Source organism: Paenibacillus sp. GCM10027628 (assembly GCF_042676385.1).
Taxonomy (GTDB): Bacteria; Bacillota; Bacilli; order Paenibacillales; family NBRC-103111; genus Paenibacillus_E.
Genome location: NZ_JBHTHA010000002.1, coordinates 990,355 through 1,002,250 on the forward strand (window position 1 = coordinate 990,355; position 11,896 = coordinate 1,002,250).

9 protein-coding genes are annotated in these 11,896 nt (G+C 44.9%); 3 read left to right on the forward strand and 6 right to left on the reverse strand.

Going from position 1 to position 11,896, the window contains the following annotated elements:
• Positions 1 to 42: 42 nt before the first annotated feature.
• The 3 genes from ACFQZT_RS05345 to ACFQZT_RS05355 all read right to left on the reverse strand — a co-directional run bounded on the left by ACFQZT_RS05345 (position 43) and on the right by ACFQZT_RS05355 (position 4,722).
• The gene (locus tag ACFQZT_RS05345) at positions 43 to 1,095 is read right to left on the reverse strand and encodes an oxidoreductase (RefSeq protein ID WP_379297278.1); all 1,053 of its coding nucleotides are present in this window, start codon (positions 1,093 to 1,095) and stop codon (positions 43 to 45) included.
• Positions 1,096 to 1,356: 261 nt separating this feature from the next.
• Entirely contained in the window at positions 1,357 to 2,289 is a 933-nt protein-coding gene (locus ACFQZT_RS05350; protein WP_379297280.1) for an aldo/keto reductase, read from the reverse strand.
• 174 nt (positions 2,290 to 2,463) lie between these two features.
• Entirely contained in the window at positions 2,464 to 4,722 is a 2,259-nt protein-coding gene (locus tag ACFQZT_RS05355; RefSeq protein WP_379297282.1) for a helix-turn-helix domain-containing protein, read from the reverse strand.
• 228 nt (positions 4,723 to 4,950) lie between these two features.
• Here ACFQZT_RS05355 and ACFQZT_RS05360 point away from each other — a divergent pair, with 228 nt between their 5' ends.
• The 3 genes from ACFQZT_RS05360 (at position 4,951) to ACFQZT_RS05370 (ending at position 8,466) form a co-directional block, all read left to right on the forward strand.
• Positions 4,951 to 5,913 carry an ABC transporter permease gene (locus tag ACFQZT_RS05360; RefSeq protein WP_379297973.1) on the forward strand — a complete coding sequence of 321 codons (963 nt, stop codon included), beginning with the start codon at positions 4,951 to 4,953 and terminating at the stop codon, positions 5,911 to 5,913.
• Positions 5,914 to 5,963: 50 nt separating this feature from the next.
• Positions 5,964 to 6,815, forward strand: a complete 852-nt coding sequence (locus tag ACFQZT_RS05365) for a carbohydrate ABC transporter permease (protein ID WP_379297975.1) — start codon at positions 5,964 to 5,966, stop codon at positions 6,813 to 6,815.
• A 76-nt stretch (positions 6,816 to 6,891) separates the two neighbouring features.
• Positions 6,892 to 8,466, forward strand: a complete 1,575-nt coding sequence (locus tag ACFQZT_RS05370) for an extracellular solute-binding protein (protein ID WP_379297284.1) — start codon at positions 6,892 to 6,894, stop codon at positions 8,464 to 8,466.
• A gap of 57 nt (positions 8,467 to 8,523) precedes the next feature.
• On the opposite strand, the gene ACFQZT_RS05375 is transcribed toward ACFQZT_RS05370, so the two are convergent.
• From ACFQZT_RS05375 to ACFQZT_RS05385, 3 genes are read right to left on the reverse strand one after another with little or no spacing between them, the layout of a single operon-like run.
• Complete coding sequence (locus ACFQZT_RS05375) at positions 8,524 to 10,029, reverse strand: ABC transporter substrate-binding protein (RefSeq protein WP_379297286.1); 1,506 nt, start codon at positions 10,027 to 10,029, stop codon at positions 8,524 to 8,526.
• A gap of 57 nt (positions 10,030 to 10,086) precedes the next feature.
• A complete protein-coding gene (locus ACFQZT_RS05380) occupies positions 10,087 to 10,971 on the reverse strand; it encodes a carbohydrate ABC transporter permease (RefSeq protein WP_379297288.1) in 885 nt (294 codons plus the stop codon).
• A 19-nt stretch (positions 10,972 to 10,990) separates the two neighbouring features.
• On the reverse strand, positions 10,991 to 11,896 hold the full coding sequence (locus tag ACFQZT_RS05385; RefSeq protein ID WP_379297290.1) for an ABC transporter permease: 906 nt from the start codon (positions 11,894 to 11,896) through the stop codon (positions 10,991 to 10,993).

Sequence of the window (11,896 nt, forward strand, 5' to 3'; positions counted from 1 at the left end):
TTTCTGATAAAACTCGGAGTTTAACGATATTTTAGTAATGAATCAAACCAAATACTTTAGATGAAGTGCAGCATCATAGGGTGTCATGCTAGTTCCGGCTTTCAAACGTTGAATAAAGTCTGGGTTTGCGAGGAGCGGACGCCCGAATGCAGCTAAGTCAATCGTTCCCTCGGTTATTGCCGCAGAAGCAGAACCAGTATCTAAATTCCCTACTCCAATTAAGATTCCACTCCAATATTTGCGCACGGCTTGATGGAATGTCATTCCGTTGGCGAAGATTTTTGTAAACTGGTTGGTTGATGGGTGAAGGATAGTAAGACCCAATTCCTTAAAAATATGAATATAGGCCGCTAATGTTTGTTCAGGATTATCCCATGTATAGCCCGGAATATCGTCCTTCATTTCTGAAAAACGAACGACCGTCCTCTCCGCACCTATTTCTGTCACGACTGCAGTTAGAAGCTCTTTCATGAATGTTAAACGCTGGGATAAGTCCCCGCCATATTTGTCCGTCCGAGCATTTGTCGCTTCTGAATTAAACTGGTCAATCAGATATCCATGCGCTGCGTGGATTTCAACCCCGTCAAAACCGGCAATCATGGCATTTCTCGCAGCAGATGCATATTGTTCAATCACTTCCAGAATATCTTCCTGAGACATCTCCTCGGGCATTTCGAAAGGTTTGCGTAACCGATGAACGAGTCCGTTGGCAGCAATGCGAGATGGCGCCTGAGGCGGATAGCCTCCAGTTAATTCATGATGGGTGAGCCTGCCAACGTGCCATAGCTGCGACACGATTGTCCCGCCTTCCAGGTGAACGGCATCAGTTACCTTTTTCCACGCCTTGGTTTGCTCCATAGTATACAGCCCTGGGATACCGAAGGTGCCTTTGGCTCTTGGGCTTGGATTAATGCCCTCCGTAATGATCAGGCCGACACCGTCGGCTGCTCGCTTGCGGTAATATTCTACGACATCGGGACCTACCACTCCGGATTGATTGTCGGCAAAGGAACGAGTCATCGGCGCCATGGCTACACGTGATTGAAGCAGCCAATTTCCAATCGTAATTTGTTCAAGCAATTTATTCGATTCCATCTATATCACTCCTCAGCGTTTACAATTTATTGTTGCCATAATCATACAATGGAATATCTCATCTTTTACATATTAAATTAAAGTTAATACGATAAAATTTTCTGCAATATTATTAAAATATAATAATTTTACATTAGAAATAACGGATTGAATAATTTGGCGGATGAACTGGATAAAAATGCTGGCTCCCACATTTCTTTATATAAAACAAACAAACTCGTCGTATTCTGCTAGAGAACATGACGAGTTATATAAAAAGCCCTATTTAAAAATACGATCAATTTCGTTGATTTCTTCTTCTGTCAGGTGGACGTCTAAAGTTTTTAAATTATCCAGCACTTGCTCTGCTCTTTTTGCTCCGGGAATGACAACATCAATTGAATCATGTGCTAAATACCAAGCAAGGACTACATGAGCAACTTCGGCATTTTTTTCATTTGCAATTTTACGGAGCTGCTCTACCTTGTCTAGATTTTTTATAAATTTATCGCCCTGGAAGTTAGGCATATCTTTGCGTAGATCATTGAATGTCATATCCTTATTGTATTTACCGGCCAGCAAGCCTGATGCTAGTGGAAAGTATGGAATAAACGAAATATTATTCTCTGTCGTATATGGAAAGAATTCTTGTTCCGCTTCACGCTGCAGCAAACTGTAGTTTCCCTGTAATACATCGACATAACCATCCTTATTTGCTTCTTTCAATTGTTCAAGTGAGAAATTAGAAACGCCAATTGCTCTAATTTTACCTTCGTCCTTAAGCTGTTTTAAGACTCCAACCGCCTCATCTTTTGGTGTATCCTGATCTGGAACATGAATATAAAATAAATCTATGTAATCTGTTTGCAGCCTTTTCAAACTATCTTCAACGGCTTGTTTTAAAAAAGCAGGTGAATTATCCATGGCAATATCATTGCCGACAAGTGTAAGGCCGCCTTTTGTTGCAAGGATGAGTTCATGACGCCTTCCTGCTTCTTTTATCACTTCACCAATTAGCTCCTCTGAACGTCCTAATCCATAAAAAAACGCTGTATCTAAAAAATTCACTCCATGGTTGATCGCAGCCCGCACCAAATCTTTTCCTACTTCTTCATTTAAATTAGGAAAAATATTGTGCCCACCTACAGTGCTTGTTCCAAGTCCGATTGGATTGACAACTAAAGCTGTTTTACCAATTCGTGTTTGTTTCGTCATTCTCTTCAACATCCTCTCATTTTGCTTTATTTTTTATGTTTTATCTCATGTGCTTTACTATAAGACATTACGCTACGTAAGGTGCAAGAGGAATATAAAAATAAGTAATCTTAAAGTGCGGAAGATGAAGAAAAGAAGCCATAGAGAAACTATTGATTTCTTGTAATATTTATATCAACTACTAGCTTCCACACTCTTTTTCCTGAAATCGTTCGGCGTGACGCCGTAATATTTTTTGAACATCCTATAGAAATATGACTTGCTCGTAAAGCCTGTTTTTTCGGCAATTTCGGCGACGGAATAGTTGGAGTGCAACAACAATTGTTTGGATTCGTTCATTCTCACATCCTGGATCACATCGCCAAGCGCGTTCATCGAGTGCTGTTTATAGATACGGCTTACGTAAATCGGCGACATGTCGAGTTCGTCCGCAATGGACTGCAGACAAAGATTGGAGTCGGAGAAGTCTCTGACAATAATTTCATTGATTTTTTTGATGATTACCTCATGCTTCGTGCTTTTTTTCTCTTCCAGCTTCTTGCCGATCTGATCAATGAGTCCGGCAAACTGGGTATTGATTTCTTCAATGGTCTCCACCTGATTCAAGGATAACAGGGTTGAAGCCCGCTCCAGTTCAATATCCAGCGCATTGTTCTTTTTGATCGTATTTAACACTCTGTTAATCGTAAGCGTTAATTGTGAAACGGCCAGTTGGGCGACGAGGTAAGGGTACTCTGCCGTTTCGTTAATGATCTCGGCATAGATCCGATTCGCCTCCTCGCTTTTCCCCGTCATGATGCAATCGACCAATTGTTTCTCCTTCTGTACCGGAAATTCATACTCCCTCGAATTCATCTGCATGATCTGTTCGGCAAACAAAATGCAGCCATGACCTTTAAATAACCGGTGTAACGAAGCCTCCATCACCTGATGAAAGGAACGGATGCTTTGGTCTGCAGACGCTTTCTCCGGACCGACTGTAATGGATACGGACAGCTTTAAATGATTCATGATGGAGGCTTGCATCGTTTGAAGCATAGACAGCAAAGATTCGCTGTCGGCCTCGGCCATGGATTCATGAAAGTTAAGCAGAATCAAAATACTGTCCTCGCCAATATCCACGGATTCCGTAACATACGATTCCGAACAAATTTCGGAACAAATATTCATGATTGCATATTTGATCAATTTGATATCGTCGCCATAAGTTTCGAGAAACGCCTGGAAACGATCGATTTTGATTAAAACCATCCTAGATTTATTGGAAACTTCAATCATGGACCCGTGATAGCTTAACTTCTTTTGAAGCACTTCCTGCGGATACGTTTCCCTGCCTTGAATGAGATTGCGCAAAAATTCTTGCCTGATCGTATACAGGCTGTCTCTTCGCTCCGCCTCCAGCGATTTCATCTTGCGAATCACCTTATCGATTGGACGATACAGCCTTAGCGACATGATGACCGCCGTCAATAAGCCTGAGATCAGGATGCCAAGGATGATATACAGTGTGTTATACCGCATCTTGGTAATTTCCCGGGTAATGCTGTCGTACGGGGTTGTGCGGACATATCTCCACCCGAGCGTATCGGGAGCCGTGTAGGAAACGAGCGATTTCATGCCGTCCACATCGTCTACAAAATAACCGGAACTGGAGCTGTTATTCAAAATTTCCTTCATGTATCCGCTTTCCGAGAAATCCGTCAACATCGGATCTTTGCCGTTTGCCGACAATGACATGCCGCTCTGATTAACAATAAATGTCTTGCCACCCGCCGCATCGCTTTCACTGCCTCCGATATCCTTGTTGATCCATGACTCGAAAATATTCACAACGACCGCCGTGTTTAATAAATTCGAGTCGAGAATGGAGTCGTAGCACAAATAGCTGTAGCTGCTTACCTGCGTTTTATCCGAGGAGCCGATCTTATAGGTTCTCGGAATGGGGAGAAAAGGCTTGTAATGTTGATAGTCTTTAAATATCGGCATGATCCCTTCATCGTCCATCTTTTCCTTAGGCTGTACGCCGTTCCGGGTGTAGTTGCTTGAACTGATGTAAAAATCCTCTGACTTGGCGTTATACACATAGATTGATTCGATATAAGGCATCGCCCGGCGATAATTATCGAGCTGTGACATCGCTAAGGTGACATCGTAAATATTCGGTTTCGCATAGAACAATAGCTTCTGAATCGCAGCATCCTGATAAATTTGAAAGGAAAGGGATTTGGCTGTCTCCGTCATTTGGGCAACTTCCCTGCTCGTTTGGGCAAGACTGGCCGAGTCCGATCGGTACACTTGTTTCAACGCGATGTTTTCAAAATTCATGTATAGAATGGTAGAGGCGACAAGCAGTGTACTTGCGATACTGGCGATGATGGTTATTAAGATGCGCGCATACACTTGCTTAGGTTCTCTGGCTCTGTTCGTTCTCACCGTATACTGCATCTCCTTCCTCATAGTTATGCAAATTATACGATTTCCTCTTTTCCCTTTCAATAATATCCCCTTAACTTTGAGCTGGAATTGAAGAAAAGTACTCAATGTTCAATAAAGTCACGAAAGTTCACTCTGCAAACACGCCTATTTTTCAATCATATGCTGAAATTAGAATTTATTTTGCGCCGTCCATGCGTTTATGATTTGGACAGAGCACGAGAGCACATTGACCAAGAGAATCGCCAGGGGAGGAAATCATTACACATGGGAAAAAAGCACGGCTTATTATTTGAACTGAACAAAAATAAAATCATGTTCTTGATGCTGCTGCCGACACTGATTTTTTTTCTGATCAACTCGTACGTACCGATGGTCGGCATCTACTATGCATTTACGAGCTACGACTTTGCCGGCGGGTTGTTCGGAAGTCCGTTCGTAGGGCTTAACAACTTTAAGTTTTTGGTTCAATCCGGAATGCTGACAAAGCTTACGGTGAATACGATCAGTTACAATATCGTGTTTATCGTGTTCGGAAATGCAATGGCGATTTTTGCAGCCATCCTGTTAAACGAAATCAGCGGGAAAGTGTTTAAGAAGCTGACGCAATCGCTTATGTTTTTGCCTTACTTCGTATCCTTCGTTATTTTAAGCGTTCTATCTTACAACATGTTTAATTTTGAAACCGGCTTTTTTAATTCGACGCTGCGATCTTTTGGTTTCAATGCTGTTGACGTCTATAACACGCCGTGGCTATGGACGATTCTGATCCCTCTATTCTACATTTGGAAAAACCTGGGTTACAGCATGGTCATCTATTTGGCTTCCATTACAGGCATTAGCGAAGAGTACTATGAGGCTGCCAGAATCGATGGCGCCAATAAATTTCAACAAATATGGCACATAACCGTACCTATGCTAAAACCTACGTTCGTCATCCTGCTCTTGTTCGCGCTCGGCAGCATCATGAAAGGGCAGTTCGATTTGTTCTATCAGCTGATCGGGAATAACGGCATGCTGTTTAACGCGACCGATATCATCGACACTTATGTCTACCGCTCCCTGAAAGTGAACTTCGACGTCGGCATGGCGACAGCAGCCGGTCTGTACCAATCATTATTCGGCTTCACGCTGATTTTGGTTGTGAACTACATCATTAAGAAAATTAATGACGATTATGCCCTGTTCTAGGAGGAGTAAAAGTGAAAGTACAAGAGTCCGGTACAAAAGCCATTCAATTCATGGCATATGTGATCATTACTTTTCTGACCATCGTTTGTTTGTTTCCGTTTCTGCTGATCTTATCCGGATCATTGACGGAAAATAATTCGATCATGCTCGACGGCTATCATCTCATTCCCAAAGTATTTTCGGTAGAAGGCTATAGCATGGTGTTTAATTTTCCGAAAGACGTGCTGAAAGCTTATGGCGTGACCACTTCATGCACCATCATCGGCACCGTTCTCGGACTGTTTCTCATTACGATGGCCGGTTACGTGCTGCAAAGAAAAGATTTCAAATACCGGAATCAATTTTCATTCTATATATACTTCACCACCCTTTTTGGCGGTGGATTGGTCCCTTGGTATATTTTGTTAACCAAATATCTTCATTTGACTGACAGTTATTTGGCGATCATCTTGCCGCAGCTGATGTCCCCGTTTCTGATTATTTTAATGAAAAATTTCATTAAATTTTCGGTTCCCGACGAATTGACGGAATCAGCCAAAATTGACGGCGCCAACGATTTTTCGATCTATTACCGGGTCATCCTTCCGCTGGCGCTGCCAGGCATCGCCACAGTCGGATTATTCCTTGCCCTCACGTATTGGAACGATTGGCTGCTCTCGTCGTTGTTCATTAACGATCCAGGCAAATACGAATTGCAGTACTACTTGTACAACACGATCAACACGATCACGTTCCTGGCGAATATGGCAAACGGTTCCGGCGTAACGCTTTCCACCAGCATTCCGACCGAATCCACCAAAATGGCGATGTCGATCATCGTTACAGGACCAATCATTCTGCTATATCCGTTTATTCAAAAGTATTTCGTCAAAGGCCTTACCGTAGGCGCTGTCAAAGGTTAACCGCACCCGGTTAGAACCGTCAAGGCTTGTCCTTGAACGGCTAACATATATAATGAAGGAAAAAGGGAGGATTTCAATGAAACGCACATTAAAGGGGTTCTCATCAACAATTGCTGTTGTCCTGGCTTGCTCTGTATTCGCAGGCTGCAGCAGCAGCAAACCGGCAGCCACAACGGAGCCAAAAAAGGAGCAGGCGGCAGCCACAGCAGCCGCTGGCAAAACAGGGCTTGACACTTCCAAAAAGGTTGAATTGCAGTTTTACATGCTGGGTGACGCGCCCAAAGACTTGAGTCTGATTCAAGACGAAATCAACAAGCTGGCTTTGAAAGATTTGAACGCCACCGTTAAGTTCAACTTTACGACTTGGACCGATTGGGAGCAAAAATACAAGCTGCTTCTGTCTTCCGGCCAGCCCATCGACCTGATCTTCACCGCTGACTGGACGCAATACCAGTCCTATGCGAAGAAAGGCGCCTTCCTTCCTTTAGAGGATCTGCTGCCGAAGGCCGCTCCCAAGCTGCAAGCTTTCGTGCCTAAAGATTACTGGAACGGCGTAAAAGTAGACGGCAAAATCTACACGGTTCCGGCTACTTGGAAGGAATATGTAACGGAAGGTGTCGCATACCGCGAAGATTTGCGTAAAAAATACAACTTGCCTAAACCGGATTCCATTCAAAATTTGGAAGCATATTTAGACGGCATCAAGAGAAACGAACCGAATCTCCTTCCGATCGCGGATACGGAGGTTGGAGCTGCCGGAGCGCTGAGACAAATTACTTCAAAGCCTGTGCAAGCGAACTGGATGGTCCCTTACGGTCTTGATATCCAATACGAAACAGCCAGAACAGTAACGCCATACTGGGGTTCCGCGCAGCAGCTGGAGGATTTGAAAACGCTTAAACGATTTGCAGATAAAGGATTCTGGCCGAAAAACGTCCTGAACATCAAAGACAGCGGACATGACATTTTTGCCAGCGGTAAAGCAGCGGCCATTCTTGGTTCCGAAAATCCGAACCGTTACGCCGACTCCGTATCGAAAATCAAATCGATCCATCCGGATTGGGAGCTCGGATACGTGGCTTATCCTTCCCTGCATGGCTTTGCCCAATCGGTTCACCCGGTTCACAACGGCTTTGCGATTCCTAAGAGCAGTGCAAATCCGGAAAGAGCGCTGGCGTTCTATGAGAAAATGGTTACTGACAAACAGTACAACTGGCTGACAGAGTACGGTATTCAAGGCAAACACTTCGACATCGAAGACAGTAAATACTATAAAGCGCTAGGCGATGCCAAGAGCACCGGCTTCTCAAGAGAAGGTATGAACGGTTGGGCATGGAGAAATCCGGAATTCAACCTCTTCGACAAAGACTATGATTCGGTTCTGAAAATGTTCGCAGAATTCGATAAAATGGCCAAACCGGACCTGTTCCAAGGCTTCCCTGAGGACTGGACCCCTTACCAAACGGAAAAAGCAGCCGTTGAGCAGGTTGAGAAGCAGTACCTGTACCCACTTGAAGCAGGTCTCGTTGCCGATGTTGACGGCGGTCTGAAGACGTTCATGGAAAAAGCTAAAGCCGCCGGATTGGATAAAATCCAAGCCGAATACACGAAGCAATGGCTTAAGTACCTGGACGATCAAGGAGTTAAATGATGTAATAAGGTCAGGCACATGCGCAATCGCATGGGCCTGGCTTTTTCCCGTATTCAGCTACTTCCGGGCTTTAGCCCAAGCATCCAGCTGCTTCTGCTTCTCGGCAATGATCTTGTCAAGACCTGCGGATTTCAGCTTCGCATTGAATTCCGGCAAGTTTGCAGCCGGATCTAAAGTGCCTGTTCCAAGCCCTACATTAAACTGATTAACTACGTTGGTGACGGCGGCAATTTCCGTTTTAACCGGTTCGGCATCGAACGTGAAGCCCAAAGCTTTCGAGCGAATTGCGGACTTGTTGAACGCCTTCATTTTCTCCCAAATTTGCGGGTCATCGCCTTCCCAGACTTTAGCGAGGAAGTTGTTGCCGAGCTCCCATTGGTTGAACAAATATCCGGTCTCCTGGACACCGTCAGGCATGGCGATCATTTGATCCGATTTCTTCACATAATGTTTGCCCTCTATGCCGTTATCGATCAAATTCACGATCGCCGGGTCGGCATACATCAAATTCATGAACTGCATCGCTTTCTCCGGATTGCCGCTGTTTTTCGAAATCGACATCATAAAGCCCGTTATCCCGCCGGTCATCGTAACCGGCTTGGTCAATCTGACGGCAACCATTTCTTTTCCTGTCGCTCTGGATTCCTGAACCTCAAAGCCCGGCTTCAAATTGGCGACGTAACCGAACGCTTTGTCGGACTTCACAAGGTTTTGCCCGGTTTCCTGCGAAGTCGCGATATCCTTCAAAATGTATCCCGCCTGATACCATTTCCTGATCAAAGCGAGGGCATCGGCATACTCCTTGCTTTCGTACATATTCGTTACTTTTAGGCCGTTGTCCATACCGGGCAGAACACCGAAGCTGTCCCCCAATGTATCAAACGAGGCGCCGAGCATAATCTCGGCAATGGTTTGGTTCTGCGTCTGCTGGACAGCCGGCGCGACGCCGGGCTCATTATCTCTAATCGTTTTGAACACCGGCTCCAAATCGCTAAAAGTTTTGATTTGACTGAGATCGATATGATATTTGTCGACAAGATCTTTCCGCATCACGAAACCGAAATCCGCCGCAATATCCCTCATGCTCGGCACGCCATAAATTTTCCCGCCGATTTTCGCGCCGTCCAGGTACTCCTTTTCAACGACTTCCTTAATGCCTTTTCCATGCTTGTCGATCAGATCGTCGAGCGGAAGCAGCTGGCCTTTGGCAACCTGGGAGTTGTAGTTGAAAAATGAGGATGAAACGATGAGATCCAGTTTCTCGCTGCCGGCCAGCATCAAATTGATTTGCTGATTCCATGCCGATATATTGACCGGTGTCAATTTGACGGTTGCATTGATTTTCGCTTTCGTGATTTTATTGATTTCATCTTGAACAAGGTTGATATCGGGCAAATTGCCAAAGGTGATAAATGCCATCGACAGCTCGTACGGCGCAGAATCCTTAGCGATTCCATTGTCGTTTTCTTGCTGGTCTGAGGCTCCGCCGCATGCGGAAAGCAGCGTGGACAAAATCATAACAAAGACAAACAGACAAATAAAACCTTTCCATTTTCTGGACATCGAATTACCCCCATATATGTTATATTGGCTACGGAATTCATCGCTCCGGGGTTAGCCTTATCCTTTAACCGCGCCAAGCGTGAGGCCTTTGACGAAATATTTCTGAAAAAATGGATATGCGCAAACGATCGGCAGCATACCGATTACCGCCATAGCCATACGCACCGTGCCAAGCGGAATTCTTGACGTTGCCGCCGATTGGTTAGCCCCCAGGCTCTTCGATTGTAAAAACTGGATATCGGTCAGCATCCGGTTCAATAAATTTTGAATGCTGAACAACTTGGGATTCGTTAAATAAATCAAGCCGTTAAACCAATCATTCCAGTATGAGATGGTGAGCATCAGGCCAATCGTCGCCATAATCGGCAGCGAAAGCGGCATGACGATCCGAACAAATATTTTGAACTCGGAAGCCCCGTCGATATACGCAGACTCAATGACCGGAACCGGGATGGAGGTGCTGAAAAAGGAGCGGATGAGCAAAATATAAAATCCGTTGGTTAACAATCCTGGAATAATGAGCGCCCAAACCGAGTTTTTTAGATGAAAAAGCTCCGTATAGACGAGATATGTTGAAACAAGACCGCCGTTAAAAAGCAAAGTGAAAAAAACGATAAACGATACTACTTGGCGCAGAGGCAAATCGCTTCTGGATAACGGGTAGGCGATCAGGCAGGAAACGAGCAAACCAATCGCCGTGCCAACTACCGTAACGAGCACCGTTATACCGTAAGACCGGAACAAGGCCGTTGAGTCCGCCAACAAATAGACGTAAGCAGCCCAGCTGAATTTGCTTGGCAGGAGCGAGTATCCTTCCTGAATGATGACCTTCTCATCCGTGACTGACGCCATGAACAGCAGCAAAAACGGGAATAGACACGCACAGGTAATGATCAGGAAAATAAAGTTGACGAAAAAAGGGTTCATTTGATTCGATTTCATGAGGTCTCTCTCCGTTCTGTCAGAATAACGCCTGATCGGGGGCTCTCCGTTTGACGATGTAATTGGATAAGATCACCAAAATAAATCCGACAAGCGATTGATACAGCCCGGCTGCGGAAGACATGCCAATATCTCCCAAAGTCATCAGTCCTCGATACACATAAGTATCGATCACGTCCGTTGTCGGCTGCAGCGCCCCCGAGTTTAGCGGAACCTGGTAGAACAGCCCGAAGTCGGAGTAAAAAATACGCCCGATGCCCAGGAGTGTCATCAGTGTAACGACTGGCATGATCAGCGGTACGGTAATGCTGCGAATTTGCTGCCACTTGCTCGCTCCGTCAATCGTGGCGGCTTCGTAGTATTCGTGATCGATGCCGATGATGGCGGCCAAGAAGATGACGCATAAGTAGCCGACGTTGACCCACATATTCACGATCGTCAAAATATAAGGCCAATATTTCGGCTCCCCGTACCATGAGATCGGTTCGATTCCGAATAACGGCAGTACGTGGCGGTTTACAAAACCGTTCTCGACGTTCAAAAACGAAAGCACCAAATACCCGACGATGACCATGGAAATGAGATAAGGCAGCAGTACGATGCTCTGATAAAATCGGGCCAGGAAACGGTTTTTCACCTCATTGAGCAGTATGGCAACACCTATGGCCATTACCAGGTTGATCACAATAAACGCTCCATTATAAAGCAGCGTGTTGCGGGTGATGATAAAAGCGTCCTTCGTTTTGAACAAATATTCAAAGTTTTTCAGCCCAATCCAATCGCTCGCCCATATTCCTTTGGCGTAATTAATATCTTTAAACGCGATAAAGACACCGAACATCGGCAAATAATTATTGATGACAAGATAAATGAGCGCCGGGACCAGCATGAGAAATAATGCCCGGTAACGTTTCAGCTTTTTCAT

Excerpts from the sequence above, each read along its gene's own strand:
- ACFQZT_RS05365 (WP_379297975.1), top strand. The coding sequence starts at position 5,964 with ATGGCATATGTGATCATTACTTTTCTGACCATCGTTTGTTTGTTTCCG.
- ACFQZT_RS05380 (WP_379297288.1), bottom strand. The coding sequence starts at position 10,971 with ATGAAATCGAATCAAATGAACCCTTTTTTCGTCAACTTTATTTTCCTG.
- ACFQZT_RS05385 (WP_379297290.1), bottom strand. The coding sequence starts at position 11,896 with ATGAAAAAGCTGAAACGTTACCGGGCATTATTTCTCATGCTGGTCCCG.
- ACFQZT_RS05350 (WP_379297280.1), bottom strand. The coding sequence starts at position 2,289 with ATGACGAAACAAACACGAATTGGTAAAACAGCTTTAGTTGTCAATCCA.
- ACFQZT_RS05345 (WP_379297278.1), bottom strand. The coding sequence starts at position 1,095 with ATGGAATCGAATAAATTGCTTGAACAAATTACGATTGGAAATTGGCTG.
- ACFQZT_RS05370 (WP_379297284.1), top strand. The coding sequence starts at position 6,892 with ATGAAACGCACATTAAAGGGGTTCTCATCAACAATTGCTGTTGTCCTG.
- ACFQZT_RS05375 (WP_379297286.1), bottom strand. The coding sequence starts at position 10,029 with ATGTCCAGAAAATGGAAAGGTTTTATTTGTCTGTTTGTCTTTGTTATG.